At 70.3% G+C, this 18,510-nt stretch carries 15 protein-coding genes and 2 tRNA genes; 3 read left to right on the forward strand and 14 right to left on the reverse strand.

What is annotated here, in order from left to right:
- Positions 1–59: 59 nt before the first annotated feature.
- The 4 genes from ACTWOL_RS12540 to leuS all read right to left on the reverse strand — a co-directional run bounded on the left by ACTWOL_RS12540 (position 60) and on the right by leuS (position 6,090).
- On the reverse strand, positions 60–905 hold the full coding sequence (locus ACTWOL_RS12540) for a DegV family protein (RefSeq protein ID WP_474296743.1): 846 nt from the start codon (positions 903–905) through the stop codon (positions 60–62).
- Positions 906–1,199: 294 nt separating this feature from the next.
- A complete protein-coding gene (locus tag ACTWOL_RS12545; protein WP_474296744.1) occupies positions 1,200–2,066 on the reverse strand; it encodes a hypothetical protein in 867 nt (288 codons plus the stop codon).
- Between the two features lie 99 nt (positions 2,067–2,165).
- A protein-coding gene (locus tag ACTWOL_RS12550; protein ID WP_474296745.1) for an IS5 family transposase occupies positions 2,166–2,974 on the reverse strand; the annotation gives its coding sequence in 2 pieces (ribosomal slippage) (positions 2,166–2,635 and positions 2,635–2,974; 810 coding nt in all).
- Between the two features lie 299 nt (positions 2,975–3,273).
- Positions 3,274–6,090 (reverse strand): leucine--tRNA ligase, encoded by a 2,817-nt coding sequence (gene leuS, locus ACTWOL_RS12555; protein WP_474301146.1) that lies wholly within the window; start codon positions 6,088–6,090, stop codon positions 3,274–3,276.
- Between the two features lie 622 nt (positions 6,091–6,712).
- Here leuS and ACTWOL_RS12560 point away from each other — a divergent pair.
- Both ACTWOL_RS12560 and ACTWOL_RS12565 read left to right on the forward strand, forming a co-directional pair.
- Positions 6,713–8,443, forward strand: coding sequence for a ferric reductase-like transmembrane domain-containing protein (locus ACTWOL_RS12560; RefSeq protein ID WP_474296746.1), 1,731 nt, complete (start codon positions 6,713–6,715; stop codon positions 8,441–8,443).
- Positions 8,440–10,026: an NADH-ubiquinone oxidoreductase-F iron-sulfur binding region domain-containing protein gene (locus ACTWOL_RS12565; RefSeq protein WP_474296747.1), complete on the forward strand. Its 1,587-nt coding sequence runs from the start codon at positions 8,440–8,442 to the stop codon at positions 10,024–10,026. Before ACTWOL_RS12560 ends, ACTWOL_RS12565 begins: the two co-directional genes overlap by 4 nt.
- A 66-nt stretch (positions 10,027–10,092) precedes the next feature.
- On the opposite strand, the gene ACTWOL_RS12570 is transcribed toward ACTWOL_RS12565, so the two are convergent.
- From ACTWOL_RS12570 to ACTWOL_RS12605, 8 genes are all read right to left on the reverse strand, one after another.
- Positions 10,093–10,165, reverse strand: a tRNA-Ala gene (locus ACTWOL_RS12570).
- 139 nt (positions 10,166–10,304) lie between these two features.
- Entirely contained in the window at positions 10,305–10,538 is a 234-nt protein-coding gene (locus ACTWOL_RS12575) for a hypothetical protein (RefSeq protein WP_474296748.1), read from the reverse strand.
- A gap of 352 nt (positions 10,539–10,890) precedes the next feature.
- Positions 10,891–10,963 (reverse strand) — tRNA-Ala (locus ACTWOL_RS12580).
- Between the two features lie 281 nt (positions 10,964–11,244).
- A complete protein-coding gene (locus tag ACTWOL_RS12585) occupies positions 11,245–11,904 on the reverse strand; it encodes a histidine phosphatase family protein (RefSeq protein WP_474301147.1) in 660 nt (219 codons plus the stop codon).
- Entirely contained in the window at positions 11,901–12,341 is a 441-nt protein-coding gene (gene rsfS / locus ACTWOL_RS12590) for a ribosome silencing factor (protein WP_474301148.1), read from the reverse strand. Before rsfS ends, ACTWOL_RS12585 begins: the two co-directional genes overlap by 4 nt.
- Before the next feature lie 192 nt (positions 12,342–12,533).
- Entirely contained in the window at positions 12,534–14,309 is a 1,776-nt protein-coding gene (locus ACTWOL_RS12595; protein ID WP_474296749.1) for an LCP family protein, read from the reverse strand.
- Between the two features lie 19 nt (positions 14,310–14,328).
- The gene (gene nadD / locus ACTWOL_RS12600; protein ID WP_474296750.1) at positions 14,329–14,952 is read right to left on the reverse strand and encodes a nicotinate-nucleotide adenylyltransferase; all 624 of its coding nucleotides are present in this window, start codon (positions 14,950–14,952) and stop codon (positions 14,329–14,331) included.
- A gap of 44 nt (positions 14,953–14,996) precedes the next feature.
- Positions 14,997–15,158, reverse strand: a complete 162-nt coding sequence (locus ACTWOL_RS12605; RefSeq protein ID WP_474296751.1) for a hypothetical protein — start codon at positions 15,156–15,158, stop codon at positions 14,997–14,999.
- A gap of 260 nt (positions 15,159–15,418) precedes the next feature.
- On the opposite strand from ACTWOL_RS12605, the gene ACTWOL_RS12610 reads away from it, so the two are divergent.
- On the forward strand, positions 15,419–16,504 hold the full coding sequence (locus ACTWOL_RS12610) for a M48 family metallopeptidase (protein ID WP_474296752.1): 1,086 nt from the start codon (positions 15,419–15,421) through the stop codon (positions 16,502–16,504).
- A 95-nt stretch (positions 16,505–16,599) separates the two neighbouring features.
- On the opposite strand, the gene ACTWOL_RS12615 is transcribed toward ACTWOL_RS12610, so the two are convergent.
- Positions 16,600–17,784, reverse strand: coding sequence for an SCO2583 family membrane protein (locus ACTWOL_RS12615; RefSeq protein WP_474296753.1), 1,185 nt, complete (start codon positions 17,782–17,784; stop codon positions 16,600–16,602).
- Positions 17,785–17,879: 95 nt separating this feature from the next.
- Positions 17,880–18,491 (reverse strand): SCO2584 family spore wall biosynthesis protein, encoded by a 612-nt coding sequence (locus ACTWOL_RS12620; protein WP_474296754.1) that lies wholly within the window; start codon positions 18,489–18,491, stop codon positions 17,880–17,882.
- Between the last annotated feature and the right edge of the window lie 19 nt (positions 18,492–18,510).

Raw genomic sequence — 18,510 nt, forward strand, 5'->3', positions numbered from 1 at the left:
CTTCAATTCCGGTGGAAAACCAGCCCATTGTGGATAAACGCATCACCCGGACGGGCGAGTCATCGCGGAGAGACCACGGCGCCCAGCAGCCCCGGCCCCGTGTGTGCGCCGATCACCGCGCCCACTTCGCTGACGTGCAGCTCCGCGAGGTTCGGTACTCGCTCCCGGAGCCGGTCCGCGAGCACCGACGCCCGCTCCGGCGCGGCGAGATGATGCACCGCGATATCGACACGGCCCGCACCCGCGCGCCCCACCGCGATCTCCTCGAGGCGGGCGATCGCCTTCGACGCCGTACGGACCTTCTCCAGCATTTCGATCCGGCCGCCGTCGAGCTGCAGCAACGGCTTCACCGCGAGAGCGGAGCCCAGCAGCGCCTGCGCGGCACCGATGCGGCCGCCTCGGCGGAGATAGTCGAGGGTGTCGACGTAGAAGTAGGCCGCAGTGGCCGCGGCCCGCTTCTCGGCCGCGGCCACTGCGTCGTCCAGGGTGCCGCCCGCGTCCGCCGTGTCCGCCGCCGCGAGCGCACAGAACCCGAGGGCCATCGCCACCATGCCCGTGTCCACCACCCGCACCGGCACGGGCGCTTCGCGCGCCGCCAGCACCGCCGCGTCATAGGTCCCCGAGAACTCGGAGGACAGATGCAGAGAAACGATTCCGGTCGCTCCGGCCTCAGCCGTCTTCCGGTAAGCCGCGGCGAAGGACTCCGGGCTCGGCCGCGAGGTCGTCACCGGCCGCCGCTTCTGCAACGCCAGGGCGAGCGACCGGGCGGAGAGCTCTGTGCCGTCCTCGAGAGCCTGATCACCCAGCACGACGGTGAGGGGGACCGCCGTGATGCCATGCCGCTCCATCGTCTGCGGCGGCAGGTAGGCCGTTGAATCAGTGACGATCGCGACATGGCGGGACATGAGCGGGAGGTTACCCGCAGGGGGCCCCGCACGGGAGCCCGACCCCGCCCCGGCCCGCCGTTCCACTCTGCGAACGACGTGCCGCCGGCCCCGGTGGCAGCCGCCTCCGAGCGGTGCTCATGGGCCCGCGACCGCCCTCCGCCGCGCCCCCTCACCCGTTTCTGTTCGGCAATTCCTCGCACTCGTGCAGCCACTCGCGCCCCGCGTCGACCAGGCTCCGCCGCCCGGGACTCGGCAGCCGCCCGGCGGGCGGGGCGCATGCGCTCTCATCGATCTGGCGCGGCAGCCCTCCGCTCAGTTGGTCGTCTCCGGACGCGGCGTCTTCTGCCACGAGAACGCCGACGGCTGCCGGGGGTCCCGTGCTGTGATCGCCTGCGGGCGGCTCGCCCCGTCCGTCCCCGGCTGTGCCGTCCCCGCGCCGGCGTCCCGCTGTGCCCCTGAGCCGTGTTCCGCACCGGGGGCCTGGTCCCGCGTCGAACCGTGTTCCCTGCCCGGGGTCGCACCGGACGCCGCGGCCGGATCCGGCGAGCCGGCCGAGGGCCCCGTGGTCCGAGGCCCGGAACCCGGCGCGGCCCCGGACGACCAGTCGTGCTCCATCGCCGACCAGTCGGGCTCCGCCCGCGACCAGTCCCGCAGCGCACCCGCCTCCACGTCGATCTGCGCGCTCAGTGCGTCCAGGTCGTCCGTCGCGAACGCCCGTGCTCGGTCCCTGGCGGCCCACCTCAGCGACTCCGCCGAATGCACGATCTTCTCCACCCGCTCGCGCAGCTCCGGCAGCCGCTCGACGACCCGGCTCCGGTCCGGCTCCCGCTCGAGCCGGCGGAGCTCGTCGTCCAGGTCGCGGCCGTGGGCGCTCAGCCGCTGGAACAGGCCGATGGACTCCTTCAGCGAGGCGTCCTCGGCGACGCCCGCGTGCAGCGCGTCCTGAGTGGCCTTCATCGAGGTGCGCAGCCGCAGCCGCAGCTGGGCCAGCTCACCGGCGGCACCGGACTGGCCGAAACTCCTCGCGCGCAGCGCCGTATCCTCCACCGTGCGCCGGGCCTGGCTGATCGTTCGGTCCACACCGCGCTTTGCCGCGCCGACCGCCTTCACGCCTACGTACACCCCGAGCGCCACGAAGGCGGCGAAAAGCAGCGCCAGGATGAGCATGATCGATTCCACGAGGCGCCCTCCGAGTCCCTTACGGTGTCCTCCCACCGTAAACGGAGCGGGCAGGCCGAGGGTTCCATCGGAACCCCCAACCTGCCCTTACTGATCATTTCAGAATGAGGTTCGGAGTCGTCGTAAGCAGATGATGCTGCAGGCGAGTTGGAGTAGGCCGAGGTGGAGGTCGGCGCGTATCTCGTAGCGGATCCGCAGGCGTTTGAACTGGTGGAGCCAGGCGAAGGTGCGCTCGACGACCCAGCGGGTCTTGCCCAGGCCGGAGCCGTGGGCGGTGCCCTTACGGGCAATCTTCGGTGTGATGCCGCGGACTCGGAGGAGACGTCGGTACTTGTCGTAGTCGTAGCCGCGGTCGGCGAACAGTCGTTTGGGCCGGTGACGCGGACGGCCCCGGACTCCGCGAATGCGGGGTATCGCGTCCAGCAGAGGCATCAGCTGGGTGACGTCATGGCAGTTTCCGCTGGTCAGGGACACAGCCAGCGGGGTTCCGTGTCGGTCGGTGATCAGGTGGTGCTTGCTGCCCGGACGCGCGCGGTCGACCGGCGAAGGTCCGGTGTGAGCCCCCCTTTGAGAGCCCTGACGTGCGAGCCGTCCACTGCCGCGTCATCCATGTCCAGGAGGTCGGCCGCCCGTAGTTCTGCCAGAAGAACCTCGTGCAGACGAGGCCAGACGCCGGCCTCGGTCCAGTCTCGAAGGCGCCGCCAGGCGGTCACCCCGCTGCAGCCGATCCTCTCCGTGGGGACATCCGCCCAGCTCACACCCTTACACAGCACGTAAACGATCCCACGCAGGGCAGCACGGTCATCCGCGGGCAGCCGACCCGGATACCGTCGGCGCCGCGGCGGGCGGGGAGGAAGTAGCGGTGCTACCCGTTCCCACAGGTCATCAGGCACAAGATCATCCGACACCTGCAGAACTCTGCCGTCCACACGCCCAACTGCCAACCCCCAACGCGAACTCATTCTGAAATGATCAGTTAGGGGGTTTCTGACGGATCTCCGCGGCGTCGCGACGCCCGGCACTCACTCTCGCCGCACCGGCCGAAAGCCCAAGTACATCCAGTACGAGGGCTCCCAGCCGGCACCCCGAGAGCACGCACCGGACGCCGCTCCTTCCTCCACGGAGATCCATCAGAAACCCCCTAGGGGAAACACCGGGGCCGGACCTGCGCGGTGCGGCACCGGCCCCTTGCAGCCCGTGCCAGGACCTAGCCGGTGACGATGTTCACCAGCTTCGGCGCCCGGACGATCACCTTCCGGATGCCGGCACCACCCAGTGCCGCGACGACGGCCTCGTCGCCCAGAGCCAGGGCCTCCAGCTCGGCCTCCGTGATGGACGGTGAGACCTCCAGGCGGGCCTTGACCTTGCCCTTGATCTGCACCACGCAGGTGACGGCCTCGTCCACCGCGTACGCCGGGTCGGCCACCGGGAAGTCCTGGTGCACCACGGACCCGGTGTGCCCCAGCCGGCTCCACAGCTCCTCGGCGATGTGCGGGGCCAGCGGCGCGATCAGCAGCACCAGCCGCTCGGCGACCGACCGCGCCACCGGGCCGCCCGCCTTGGTCAGGTGGTTGTTCAGCTCGGTGATCTTGGCGATGGCGGTGTTGAAACGCATGGCGGCCATGTCCTGGCCGACACCGTCGATCGCCTTGTGCAGCGCGCGCAGCGTCGCCTCGTCGGGCTCGGCGTCGTCCACGACGGTGACCTCGCCGGTCGTCTCGTCGACGACATTGCGCCACAGACGCTGCAGCAGGCGGTACTGGCCGACGACCGCGCGCGTGTCCCAGGGCCGGGACACGTCCAGCGGACCCATCGCCATCTCGTACAGGCGCAGCGTGTCCGCACCGTACTCGGCGGCGATCTCGTCCGGAGTGACGGCGTTCTTCAGGGACTTGCCCATCTTGCCCAGCTCGCGCTTGACGGGCTCGCCGTCGAAGAAGAACTTCCCGTCGCGCTCCTCGATCTCGGCGGCCGGCACCGGGAAGCCACGGCTGTCCCGGTAGACGTACGCCTGGATCATGCCCTGGTTGTACAGCTTGTGGAACGGCTCCACGGACGAGACGTGCCCCAGGTCGTACAGCACCTTGGACCAGAAGCGGGCGTACAGCAGGTGCAGCACGGCGTGCTCGGCACCGCCCACGTACAGGTCGACGCCGCCGTGGGGCTGTCCCTCGCGCGGGCCCATCCAGTACTGCTCGATCGCCGGGTCGACCAGCTGCCGGGCGTTGTGCGGGTCCAGGTAGCGCAGTTCGTACCAGCAGGAACCGGCCCAGTTCGGCATGGTGTTGGTCTCGCGCCGGTAGCGCTTGACCCCGTCACCCCGGCCCAGGTCCAGTTCGACGTTCACCCATGCCTCGTTCCGCGACAGCGGGGTCTCGGGCTGGGTGTCGGCGTCGTCCGGTTCGAACGTGCGCGGCGAGTAGTCCTCGACCTCGGGCAGTTCCAGCGGCAGCATCGAGTCGGGCAGCGCGTGGGCGACGCCGTCCTCGTCGTAGACGATGGGGAACGGCTCGCCCCAGTAGCGCTGACGGCTGAACAGCCAGTCACGCAGACGGAAGTTGATGGTCCCCTCGCCGATCCCGCGATCGGTCAGCCAAGCGATGATCTTCGACTTGGCCTCGGCGACGGGCAGACCGTCCAGCGAGATCTCGTCGTTGGAGGAGTTGACGGCCGGGCCCTGACCGGTGAAGGCCTCGCCCTCCCAGTCCGCCGGCGGCTGCACCGTGCGGATGATCGGCAGACCGAAGGCTTCGGCGAACTCCCAGTCGCGCTCGTCCTGGCCGGGCACGGCCATGATGGCACCGGTGCCGTAGCCCATCAGTACGTAGTCGGCGACGAAGACCGGGATCCGGGTGCCGGTGACCGGGTTCAGGGCGTAGGCGCCGGTGAAGACACCTGTCTTGTCCTTGTGTTCGGTCTGGCGCTCGACGTCGCTCTTGTTCTGCGCCTGCTTGCGGTACGCGGCGACGGCGTCGGACGGAGTCGCCGCACCGCCGGTCCAGGCGTCCCTGACGTCCTGCGGCATGCCCTCGGGCCACTCGGCGGGCAGGATCGCGTCGACCAGGCCGTGCTCGGGCGCCAGCACCATGTAGGTCGCGCCGAACAGCGTGTCGGGGCGGGTGGTGAAGACGGTGACCGGCTCACCCTCGTGGCCGTCGACCGTGAAGTCGACGCGCGCGCCCTCACTGCGGCCGATCCAGTTGCGCTGCTGCAGCTTGATCGCCTCGGGCCAGTCCAGCGCGTCCAGGTCGTCCAGCAGACGGTCGGCGTAGGCGGTGATGCGCATGTTCCACTGGCGCAGGTTGGCCTTGAAGACCGGGAAGTTGCCGCGCTCCGAGCGGCCGTCGGCGGTGACTTCCTCGTTGGCCAGGACGGTGCCCAGCCCGGGGCACCAGTTGACGGGAGCGTCGGAGGCGTACGCCAGGCGGTACCCACTCAGCACATCGGCGCGCTCGACGGCGCTCAGCCCACTCCAGGCCGCCCCGGACGGAGTCGCACGCTCCCCGCTCTCGAACCGCGCCACCAGCTCCTCGATCGGGCGGGCCTTCTTCGCGTCCTCGTCGTACCAGGAGTTGAAGATCTGCAGGAAGATCCACTGGGTCCACTTGTAGTAGTCCGGGTCGATCGTCGCGAACGACCGGCGCTTGTCGTGGCCCAGGCCCAGCCGGCGCAGCTGGACCTTCATGTTCTCGATGTTGGCCTCGGTGGAGACCCGCGGGTGCGTGCCGGTCTGGACGGCGTACTGCTCGGCGGGCAGGCCGAAGGCGTCGAAGCCCAGGGTGTGCAGGACGTTGTGGCCGGTCATCCGCTGGTGACGGGCGTAGACATCGGTCGCGATATAGCCCAGCGGGTGTCCGACGTGCAGACCCGCACCGGAGGGGTACGGGAACATGTCCATGATGAACTTCTTGGGGCGTTCCACGGCCACCGGCTCCCCGGCCAGGTCACCGCTCGGGTTGGGTGCCTCGTACGTGCCGTCGGCGTCCCAGAAGTCCTGCCAGCGTGCCTCGATATCGGCGGCCATGGCTGCCGTATAGCGGTGCGTTGCGGCCACCTCTGCGGAGGGCGCCCCAACCGAGCCGAAGGCTGCGGGGGAGGAATTCGTCTCGCTCATGATCCCTAAAGCTCCATCGATCGTCTCTGCCGGCGTTCCCGGAACGGGCTGGGCCCACAAACAAAAGGACCCCTCGCACAGGAGGGGACGCCGCGCCGACTCCGACCGGATGAGTCACCGGTCGGGACTGGTCAGCGCGGCTCGCTAAGCAGAAGGCGTACGGCACGCATGGCGCCAGGGTACCCCAGGGCGGCTGCGGACCGCATCGAACGATCGCTCCGCGTGCACGATCGCGATCACGCCACCGGGGGACGTGATTCCGGACACCCTCCCGATGCCTTCAGGGCAGTTTCGGACCTCGAGTTACTCGGCGTATCGCCCCTATCCGGGGCAACCCCAGGGTCAGTTCCCGCTTGGACTGACCATTAAAGGAGGAAAGCTCGTACTGCTTGGTATGGCTCGACCTAGCATGCGAACCACGGGACCGCTTTCCCGCACCATCGGAGTCGCCCCTATGAACCCTCGTCGCAAGATCCGCTCATCACCCGGACAAAGCCCGGGACTCAGCCGGCAGGTGCAGGTCGGGCTGGTTGTGGCCGCTCTTGTTCTCCTCCCCCTGCTCGCCGTCGGCGGCAGTGACAGCTTCCGCGCCGCGCTCGACTTCGCCTCCGGTGTCCTCTCGCTGGTATCGCTGTCGGCCTCGGTCGCCTGGGGTCTCCTCGCCACCGACCGGCTGCTGCTGTCCACACGCCAGCGTCTGCTGGCCCAGGGGTTCCACCGTGGCACCGCGACGGCCTCGCTCGGCTTCCTTCTGCTGCACATCTCGGTCAAGGTCTCGCTCGGCCATGTCGCACTGATCGGCGCGATCATCCCGTTCGGCCTCGGCATCACGGGTACGTCCGCCCTCATCGGCTTCGGTTCGCTCGCCGGACTGCTGATGGTCGTCGCCGCGTCCACAGGAGCCGCGCGCAGCGCACTCGCCGGAAACGCCCCCCTCGCGGCGCGCTGGCGGGCCCTTCACATGCTGGCCTACCCCGCCTGGTGCTTCGCGCTCGTCCACGGTCTCTACGCGGGTCGCCCCGCGGCGACGTGGGTCACCACCATGTACTGCCTCGCGCTGGCCGGAGTCGCCGCGATCGTCGCGCTGCGGCTGATGCCGCCGCAGATCCAGCGCCGCTTCGCCGAGCGCCTGGTGAGCCTGATGGGTTCGGGCGGTCTGGCCGCCGAGGGCCCCGAGACGGCCCGGCGCAACATGTCCGTCACCCCCCTGCCCGGCTCTTCGGGGGGCACCTCGCAGCCCGAGTTCGAGCGTGAGTTCCCGCGGCAGCGCCAGGAGAGCCCGGACGATCTCCTGGGCAGCCGTGCCGACCGGCCCCTGGGATCGTCGCTCGGTGCCTCCCTGGGCCAGCCGCTCGCCCCGCCGCGCGGAGAGCCCAGGCGCATACCCGCTCCCTCTCCCGCCCTGTACGAAGCGACGCCCTCCCCGTCCGCCGACACGTCCGCAGAGTCCTTCGCCGGCGCCGCGTCGTTCGGCGGCCCGTCGGCGGGCGGGGGTCCCGGCACCGGGATCTCCGCCGCCTACCGCGCCGTTTCCCGATCAGGCGACACCTCGGGCCGTACGGGCCCGGAGGCGACCGCGTCTTCCGGCGAGATCCCCGTCGCCGAGCGCGTCCTGATGACCGAGGAACTCCCCGCGATCGACGAGTCCGGCCCGCGGCCCGACCTGTGGCCGACGCCTTCACCGCCGCCGCCGGGACAGGCCTTCCCCCCGCCGTCCCCCGCGTCGCGGTACGAGACGACCACCGCCGCTCCGTACGACACGGGATCCATACCCACGTACGACACGGGATCCATACCCGCGTACGGCACCGCCTCCATCCCGACGTACGACACGGGCTCCGCGCCTACGTACGACACGGGATCCATACCCACCTACGACACGGGATCCATGCCCGCGTACGGCACCGCCGCCGCTCAGGCTCCCGACACCGGCTCCACGCCCGTGTACGACACCGGCTCCACTCCGGTGTACGAGACGGGTGCCATCCCGCAGTACACCGATCCGTACGGAGCCGCATCCGCTTCCCCGGCGGCCTCCGCGTACGGCGCGGCGTACGGCGCGGCGGGCGCGTATGGCGCCGGCTCCGCGTACGGCGCGGCGTCCGCATACGGCGCGGCGTCCGCATACGGCGCGGCGGGCGGCGGCTACGCCGACGCGAGCGCGTACAGCCCGTCGCCGGACGACACGCAACAAGCCCCCGGCCCGCTCTTTCCGCCCCCCGCCGGGGAGCCCTGGAACACACCTGCAGGAGACCGACCGTGAACGCCCCTCTCCCCGATGTCCCCGAAGTCCGCGTCGTCGGCCTCCCCCAACTGACACAGGGCTTCGACCTGGTCGAGCGTCTCGACCTCCAAATGCATCTGAAGGTGCACGGTCCGCTGGAACCCATGACCGGGGAGCGGCTGGCTCAGCTGGCCGAGAACATATCCCTGCGCGGCCGCGGCGGCGCAGGATTCCCGTTTCACCAGAAACTGCGCGCCGTGGCCAAGGCGGCGATCCGGCGGGGTGTACGGCCCGTCGTGGTGATCAACGCCAGTGAGGACGAACCGGCCTGCCGCAAGGACACGGTGATGGTCAACCGGGCGCCCCACCTCATCCTGGACGGCGCGCTGCTCGCCGCCGAGGCACTGGGCGCACGCACCCTGGTCGTCGCGGTGACCCGGAACTCCACCGAGGTCTCGATGCGTGCCGCCCTCGCCGAGCGGGGGCTGTCCGACCGGCGCGGCCAGCAGCTGCGCGCGCGGGTGCAGCGCAACCCCGAGCGCATGGTCTCCGGCGAGGCGTCGGCGATCATCCGGGCGATCAACGGCGGCCCGGCCCTTCCTCCCGGCCGCCGCGAGCGCGCGGCCGAGTCCGGTGTGGCGGGGGCGCCGACGCTGCTCTCCAACGCGGAGACCTTCGCGCAGCTCGCGGTCGCGGCCCGGATCGGCGCCCGCCGCTACTGCAACGCGGGCCTGGAGAAGGAGCCGGGCACGGTGATGCTCACGGTCTCCGGCGCGGTCGCCCGTCCCATGGTGCTCGAGGTGCCGACGGGTGTCCCGCTGCGGTACGTGCTGCAGCTCGCGGGCGCGCCGCCGGTCCCGCAGGGCGTGCTGACCGGCGGCTACCACGGCAACTGGATCGACGCCGCCGCCACCCATGACGCCGTGATCTCACGGGAGTCGCTGGCCAACGTGGGCGGTGCGCTGGGCGCGGGCGCGATCCTGCCGATCGGCCCCGAGACCTGCCCGCTCGGAGAGGCGCAGCGCGTGGCCAACTGGCTCGCGGCCGAGACGGCGGGCCAGTGCGGTCCCTGCAAGCTGGGCCTGCCCGCCGCGGCCGGCGGACTGTCCGATGTGATCAACGGCGGCGGACCGGCTGCCCTGGAGGCGCTTCGGGAGGTCACCCAGGCGGTCAAGGGGCGTGGTGCGTGCAAGCACCCGGACGGCTCCGCGCGGTTCTTCGCGTCGACCCTGTCGGCGTTCACGGACGACCTCGCGGCGCATGTGCTGCACGGTGGCTGCGGCCGTGAGACGACGGGGGTGCTGCCGCTGCCCCTGCCTGGCTACGAGGAGGCGGAGGAGTCGATCCCGAGCGGCGAGAAGCTCGCCATCGACTGGACGCTCTGCAAGGGCCACGGCATCTGCGCCGAGATCGTGCCCGAGCTGATCCGTATGGGTCCCGACGGCTTCCCCACGGTGGCCGAGGCCGCAGTGCCGATGCATCTGCGGGGCCGCGCGCAGCGGGTCGTACGCCGGTGCCCGGCACTGGCGATCCGGCTCGAACAAGCGCCTGCACAGAAGCGCCCGAGCCGTCCGGAGCTGCCGAGCAGCAACCGCAAGGCCCTGGGCAGCGGCCAGGGTTGACGGAGACACGAAAGAGGGCCACCCGGATCGGGATGGCCCTCTTCGTCTGCTCCTAGTGAGCTGCTGTGGAGCTAAGGAGAATTGAACTCCTGACCTCTTGCATGCCATGCAAGCGCTCTACCAACTGAGCTATAGCCCCTTGCTGAGTGTCGACCTTTCGGATTCCCTCCCGGCGACACAGAGAACATTACACGGTCCCCCCGGTGGTTCACCAAATCGTTTAAGGCCGGCACCGTTCTGTCCGGAAGTACCCGGTTTCGGAGGGGGTTCCGAGGGGCTCAGGCGGTCGCGAACGAGTAGAACCTCTTGAGCGCGCAGTGCTCGTCGAGCAGCCGGCCGTAGATCGGTTCGCCCTCAAGCTCCCGGTATGTCTCGATGGGATCGCCTTTTATGATCAGCGCCCGTGCGCACTCCTCGCACCAGTACTGGTACTCCGGATTGACGGGGTCCATGTCGCGGACGATCGGCGTGCCACTGTCACACCAGTCGCACTTCCGCCTGTGTGCACCCATCACTCAGCTCCAGCTGTGGCCGCAGGCGGTGCACACGTACGAGATACCTCCGTTGTCGCCGAGCACTTGGGCGACGTGAGCCGAACCACACGAGGGGCAACTGAGACGAGTCCGGGGCTCCGCAGCGGCGAGCAGGCCATTGCCCTCCCCGATGCTGCCAGGGGGCATCGCCCCTCCTCCCGTTCGGGCCGTCGTCGCCTCCAGCCGTTCCCGATTCTGCCATGGCACCGCCACGCGGTCAGTCCGTCGACGTACGAGACTGCGCAGGACCTGTACGGGAACAGGTCGAATCCTGCGAAGGAACGAAGAAATCCCGCCCTCTGGCGAGGACGGGATCCGATGTTGATGCTTGTGGAGCTAAGGAGAATTGAACTCCTGACCTCTTGCATGCCATGCAAGCGCTCTACCAACTGAGCTATAGCCCCTTGTGTTCTTCGCGCTCCGCGCTGCGAACAAGAAGAACCTTAGCCTGTGACCAGCCGGAAAGTGAAATCCAGCCCCCGTCCGGACGTCCGGCACGGGGAGCCGGGCGGGAGGTCTGTCCGGACGCGCGAGAGGGACACGGCCCACGCGGTCATCCGGCCCGCGGCACCGCCCCGTCCGCGCACAAGCGGAGGGGCGGCGGCAGACCGCGGACGGCAGGACGACCGCGCAGGGACGGCGCAGGCAAGGACCGCGGGACACCGCCCCGGGCCCGTGGCCGCACTCAGTCGTCGTCGCCGAGGACCGGCTCGGGGAGGGTGCCCGCGTTGTGCTCCAGCAGACGCCAGCCACGCGCCCCCTCACCGAGCACGGACCAGCAGCAGTTGGACAGCCCCCCGAGGCTCTCCCAGTGGCGTGCTTCCAGGCCGAGCAGCCGTCCGATGGTGGTCCGGATCGTGCCGCCGTGGCTCACCACGACCAGGGTGCCGCCGACCGACAGCTTGTCGGCATGCTCGAGCACGACGGGGGCGGCGCGGTCGGCGACCTCGGTCTCCAGTTCACCACCGCCGCGGCGCACGGGCTCACCGCGCTTCCAGGCGGCGTACTCCTCCCCGTACCGGCCCACGATCTCGTCGTGGGTCAGCCCCTGCCAGACGCCGGCGTACGTCTCGCGCAGCGCCGCGTCGTAGGCGACGTCGTGGCCGGTGATGGCGGCGAGCTGGCGTGCCGTGGCCGCCGCCCTCTTCAGGTCCGACGCGATGATCGCGTCCGGCTTCAGCGAGGCGAGCAGACGGGCTGCCCGGCGCGCCTGCCCGATGCCGGTCTCGGTCAGCTCTATGTCCGTCGAGCCCTGAAAACGACGCTCCAGGTTCCACGCGGTCTGGCCGTGCCGCCACAGGACGACACGGCGGTCCCTGCCCTTGCCCTGGTCGGTGACGCTCAGCTCAGCTCACCGTCCGTCCCGCTGCCGTCCCCGACGAGACGGGCGTGCTCCTTCGCCTTCCCGCGGGTCTTGAGGGCGTCCTCGGGGAGCGGCAGTTCGGGACAGTCCTTCCAGAGCCGCTCCAGGGCGTAGAAGACACGCTCTTCGCTGTGCTGCACATGCACGACGATGTCGACGTAGTCGAGAAGGATCCAGCGCGCGTCGCGGTCGCCCTCACGACGCACGGGCTTGGCGCCGAGCTCCTTGAGGAGCCGCTCCTCGATCTCGTCGACGATCGATTTGACCTGGCGGTCGTTGGGGGCGGAGGCGAGCAGGAAGGCGTCGGTGATCGAGAGAACATCGCTGACGTCGTACGCGATGATGTCGTGCGCGAGCCGGTCGGCTGCCGCCTGGGCGGCGGCGTTGACGAGCTCCAGGGAGCGGTCCGTGGCGGTCACAAGCAGGCTTTCGTCGGCGGTCAAGACCCCTCCAGGGTCTCACGGACCGCCGACAGCCCACGCCGTGATTACCCGGCACCCCCCGGCGCCCGTGCCGTGGCGGGGGCGGCCGCCGCACGCCGCCCGGCCGCCGCGGCCCCCGCGGGCGCGTCCGGACGGCGCCGCCGCCTTCCTTCCCGGCCGCCTCCGGAACTACTTCGGGATCTTGTAGTCACGGCCGAGGACGACCGTCACGTCGGCGTTCGACGCCACCGCGCCCTTCTTCACCGCGCCCGCCGGCAGACCGAGCGTCTTGGCGACCTCGACGGCCTTGGGCTTGCGGGCCTCGTCTCCGTAGAGGACCTGGGAGGACGCCGCGGTGTCCGCCTTGGCGGCGCCGACGAAGGCGTAGCCGCCGTTGACCAGCACGATCCTGGCCGCCTCGGTGGCGTCGGCGTTTCCGGAGGCGTTCCTTACGCCCACGCGTACCGCCGCGCCCTTTTCGGGAGTGCTGACCTTGCCGCCCAGGACGTCCTTGACGACGCTGTCGCTCGCCTCCTGGGTGAGGGTCCCGTCCTGCTGGACGGGCAGCAGCTCGGTCTTGTAGTCGCCGCCCTTGGCGTACCCCGAGAGCGTGGCGAGCGAGGCTCCGAGGTCCTTCTCGGGCAGCGAGGGATCGAGGATCTGGGCGAGGGTCTGGATCGTCACGGTCGCCCCCTTGGGATCGCTGGAGATCTTCCGCAGCGCTCCGTACATCACCTGACCGAAGCGCTCCAGCTGCTTGGCCTCGGCCTCGCCGCTGCCTCGGTAGGTGGCGTAGCCGACGGCCATCTGTCCGTTCAGGGTCTGGTTCTCACCCTTCTTCACCAAGGGCGCCTCGCCCTTCTTGGCACCGGGCACCTCGGCATTGGTGTCGATGTCGACGCCACCGACGAGCTCGACAAGGTTCTCCAGGTAGGGGGTGTCGAGCCGCCAGGTTCCGGTGATCTTGGTGCCGAGCAGTGTGCCGATCGACTCGCGGGTGCCGGTGGAGCCGTCCGCGTCGACGGACTTGCCCAGGGTGGTGGCGGCGCCCTCGTCGTCGGCGACGGAGAGCGCGTTCGGGAGCAGGACCGTGGTCCCCTGCCTGGTGGTCGTGTTGTCGACGAGGAGGGCGGTGGACGTGCCGCCCTTCTTGGTGTTGTGCAGATGCACCACGATGACGTCGCGCTTCTGAGGCCCCGATGCCGTGTTCTGTGCGGCGCCGGAGCCGCCGATGCCGGGAAGCTTGCCTGCGTACCAGAGATAACCGACGCCGCCCACGGCCGCGAGTGCCAGGACGACGAGGAGGGCGACGAACCTCGTGCGACCCCGGCGCCTGGCCTCTTCGCGGCGCTCGGAGCGGCTCTCGGTGAACTTGAGCCAGTCGATCACATCTTCGGAGTCCTCGGTCGGCTCCTCGATGAACGAGAACTGCTCAGTCCGGTAGTCGCGCCCGGCTTCCGCTCCACCGGGCCCGGTACCACTCTCCGCGGGCTGGCGCTGCCCGGGTACGGGGGCGGTCTGGTCCGCATCCGGCCGCGGGGCGGCCTGCGGGGTCGGTGCGGCGGCCTGGACCTGCTGCTGCGGGAAGCTCCACTGCCGAGTGGTGTCGACGGCGGCCTGCCGACCGGTTTCATAGCCCTGCGCGCCGTTGTAGCCGTCTCGGCCGTCGTAGCCGTCGCGGCCCGGGGTTCCGTCGTAGCCGTAGCCCTGTGGAGCCTCGTGGGGCCGGTGAGTCTGCGCGCCCTGCCCGTAGGGGTCGTAGCCGTGCTGGTCCGGCGGCGGATGGGCGTAGGGGTCATACCCGTAGCCCTGCTGCTGGCTCTGCTGCTGGCCGTACGGGTCGTAACCCTGCGACTGCGGGGAGTGGTGGGGCTGCTGGTAGACCGGCTGCCCGTACTCGTCGTAGCCGATGATCTGAGGCTGCTGCGGGTAGTACGGGTCGTACGGGTTCTGCTGGTCGTTCACCGGTGCCCCTCTCCGTGGCTCACTCGCCGCGGTACAACTGGCGCTTGTCGATGTAGCGCACCACACCGTCCGGCACCAGATACCAGACAGGGTCGCCCTGCGCGACCCTGTCCCGGCAATCGGTGGACGAGATGGCCAGCGCCGGGACCTCGACGAGCGAGACACCGCCCTTGGGCAGTCCGTCGTCCGTCAGGTCGTGGCCGGGGCGCGTGACACCGATGAAGTGGGCGAGTGAGAAGAGTTCCTCGGCGTCGCGCCACGTGAGGATCTGGGCGAGCGCGTCGGCTCCCGTGATGAAGAAGAGGTCCGAATCGCTGTTGAGCGCGCGCAGGTCCCGCAGGGTGTCGATGGTGTACGTCGGACCGCCGCGGTCGATGTCGATGCGGCTGACCGAGAACTGGGGGTTGGACGCCGTGGCGATGACCGTCATCAGATAGCGGTCCTCGGCCGGAGAAACCGTCTTGTGGCTCTTCTGCCACGGCTGTCCGGTCGGCACGAACACCACCTCGTCGAGGTGGAAGAGGGCGGCCACCTCACTGGCGGCCACCAGGTGACCGTGGTGGATGGGGTCGAATGTCCCGCCCATGACGCCGAGTCGGCGCTTGCCGCCCCTCGTAGGCAGTTCCTGCTGTCCCTTACCCATGCGAGCAGAGCCTACTGGCACAGCTGTCCGACCCGTCCCCGTCGTCAGCGGTCGCGGTTGAACCGGGTGGTGATCCACAGCAGCAGAAGCAGGGCGCCGAAGGCGCCGAAGCCGGTGAGGTAGGGGCTGAGGCTTTCGTGGTTGCCGCCGTGCTCGGCTCCCTCGGCGAGAGTGACCAGGTTGGCGGCGGTGCTGACGAGGCTCATCTTCTGCAGGACCTATCGATCGGGGGCCGGAGCGGAGACTTCGCGCACATCGTATGCGTCGGGCCCGGGCACGCTCACGCCGACTCAGTCGTTGTCGCAATCGCCACAGCCGTTCCACGGCGGCGGCGCCGGGTCCTGTGCGGTCGCGCGCGGGCCGCGGCAGCCGCGTTATCCACAGGCCCCGTGGCGTCGCAACCACAGCGCCTACGCTGGGGTCTGTCAGGGGGACGGGTCAGAACTCGCAAGGAATCAGGGGGCAAATGATGACCGACAGCAGCTCCGGGAATGTGCCGAGCAGGCAGCGCACGCGCTTCCCCGACATCTCCTCCCGGGCGTACGAGCACCCGGCGGACCGCTCGGCGCTGGTCGCCCTGCGCAAGCTCAGCGGCTTCGACACCGTCTTCAAGGCGCTGAGCGGACTACTGCCCGAGCGAAGCCTGCGACTGCTCTTCCTCTCCGACTCGGTGCGGGTCAGCGACGCCCAGTTCGCCCATCTCCACACCATGCTGCGCGACGCGTGCTACATCCTGGACCTGGAGAAGGTCCCGCCGATGTACGTCACGCAGGACCCCAAGCCCAACGCGATGTGCATCGGGCTGGACGAGCCGATCATCGTCGTGACCACCGGACTGGTGGAGCTGCTCGACGAGGAGGAGATGCGGGCGGTCGTCGGCCACGAGGTGGGACACGCGCTCTCCGGCCATGCCGTGTACCGCACGATCCTGCTCTTCCTCACCAATCTGGCACTCAAGGTCGCCTGGATCCCCCTCGGGAACGTCGCGATCATGGCGATAGTGACCGCCCTGCGCGAGTGGTTCCGCAAGTCGGAGCTCTCGGCGGACCGGGCCGGGCTGCTGGTGGGCCAGGACCTGCAGGCGTCGATGCGGGGCCTGATGAAGATCGCGGGCGGCAACCATCTACACGAGATGAACGTGGACGCCTTCCTGGAGCAGGCCGAGGAGTACGAGGCGAGCGGAGACCTGCGGGACTCGGTGCTGAAGATCCTTAACCTGCTTCCCCGTACGCATCCGTTCACCACGGTGCGCGCCGCCGAGCTGAAGAAGTGGGCCGAGAGCCGCGACTACCAGCGGATCATGGACGGTCACTACCCGCGGCGCACCGAGGACAAGAGCACCTCGGTCACGGACTCCTTCCGCGAGTCGGCGGCGCACTACGCGGACTCCGTGCGGACGAGCAAGGATCCGCTGATGAAGCTCGTCGGGGACATAGCCGGGGGCGCGGGCGATCTGGGCGGCCGCCTGCGTGACAAGTTCACGGGCGCGGGCAGCACGGGCAGCGACCGGCCCTCGGACAACGGCACCAAGGGGACGGACGGTCAGGCGTAGGGGTCTGCAGGGGTCTCCCAGCAGTCCCCGGTGCCTGAAGCGGTCAGGGACGGCCTGGCACGGCTCGACGGGATGACGCCGTGCTGCGCGGGCGGTCAGGAAGGAGGCCGGGCTCGGCTCGGCTGGGCGCCTGCGGCGAGCGAGCCACAGATGGCGGCCGTCGTCCGGCCGGTCTCGTAGGGATCGGTGCCGGCCGGGCCGTCACCGGTCGCCTGCTGGCCGGCCAGCAGGGGCACCAGCGCGCCGGCCACATCGGCCGAGCAGGCCATCGGACCGGCCTGCAGATAGCTGAAGAGCAGCTCCGCCCGGCGTGTACGCAGATCGTCGCGGTCGAAGCGGAAGTGCAGCTCGCGGCGGGCGGTGAAGAGCGAGGCGTCGTTCACTCGCTGCTCGGCCGCGGTGTCGGCGGCGACACCTCCACGGGTGCCGGCCTCGTCGGTCGGACGGGCTCCCCCATCGGATCGGGCTGCCGGTCCGGAGCCGGCACCGGGCCCGGCGGGACGCAGCGCATAGGCGAAGGTGTGGTCCGAGACCACCTCGAGGGAGTTGGGGCCCGCGTCGGTGACCCGGAGAGTGCCACGGACCCGGATGTCCGGGTCGGCGAGGACCGCTTTCGTCTGGTCGAAGCGCACCAGCCAGCCGGTCGCCGCATGCCGTCCGTCGTTCGCGGGTGTGTTGACGGACCGGTCGAACTGCTCCAGCTGGTCCGGATCGATCAGCACCCGCACCGGCCGTACCGACGTACCGCTGAGCACGGCGGGGTCGAGCGAGGAGTTCACGAGGTAGTCCTTGGCGATGGTCAGCGCGGTCATGACCTGGCTCTCGGAGAAGTTCCTGGTGCGCTGTGCGGCCGGAAGAGTGATACCGGCGGCTCCGATGCGGAAATCGGCGGCGTGGCTGTGCGCGAACAGCTCGGCGGGCTGCCCACCGGGCACGGGGTCCCGGGGGGCGAGGGGTATCACCGTGCTCCGCAGCGGCTCCGCCGGCTGCGGAGGTGCCGGCTGGTACGGATGGCGGACGCCCATGTAGATCGCGGTACCGAAGGCCACGGCGATCAGCAGAACCAGCAGGAACGCCTGCTTGGTGCCGGTCCACACCCGCCAGCCGGGGCGGCTGCGGACCGCCCTGGCATGGTCGCCCATCCGCTCCTGGGCGGAGAACTCCTGGAGGCGGGCAGCGCGGACGAACGATTCGTCGAAGACGACGGACCCGTACTCGTCCTCACCACCGCCGGGGAGCCCCTCGGGTGTCCCCTCAGGTGGGTCTCCACGCCCTGCCATACCTTCAGGGTAGGTCGGGCGGCGCCGGCGTAAACGCGGGGCAGGTCGACAACTTCCGACAACGGCTCACGCATTCCGCCGGCGCCCGGGTGGCTTCAGGGGGTGCGGGGCGATGCGGAGACAGGAGGTGCGGAGTAGTCGGCAGAGGCCGAAGGGCTGGTCCCGCGGTCGGGTGCGGGCGCCGTCGAGGGCTGGTCGACGCCGGTCGTGGCCGGCGGCGGGACACGGTCCTGACGGTTGGCCGAGGCACCCCGGTAGACGGCGGCGAATGCGAGCGCGACCATGCCGATCCCCATGACGAGCGCGAGCACCCAGGCGACGGGGCGGTGCCAGCGGGCGGCGCCGCGATAGGGGCGCAGGGCCCCGCCGTGCGGGCCGTAGGGGTCCGGGTCGCGTGCCCCGCGGTCGTCGGGGCCGAAGACGTCGTACGGACGCTCGTGGCCGTACGCACCGCCCGGACCGTAGCCGTCGTCGTAGAGCTCGTCGTCCGCCGCGCCCGCTCCGGCGCGCGCCCGGGCGGCCTCGGCTTCGGCCCGCGCCTGTGCGGCGGCGACCAGTCGCTCGGCCGCGGACGGCTCATGGAACGCGGCGGCCCGGACGAAGTCCTCGTCGAACACCACGGAGGCGAAGTCCTCTTCCGCGCCTCCGCGGTCGTCGTCGGGCTCCCAGCCGTCCGGGAACGGCCTGCCCCCCACGTCGTCCGGCACGCATTCAGGGTAGTCCCGG

It is taken from the genome of Micromonospora sp. IBHARD003, assembly GCF_056106285.1.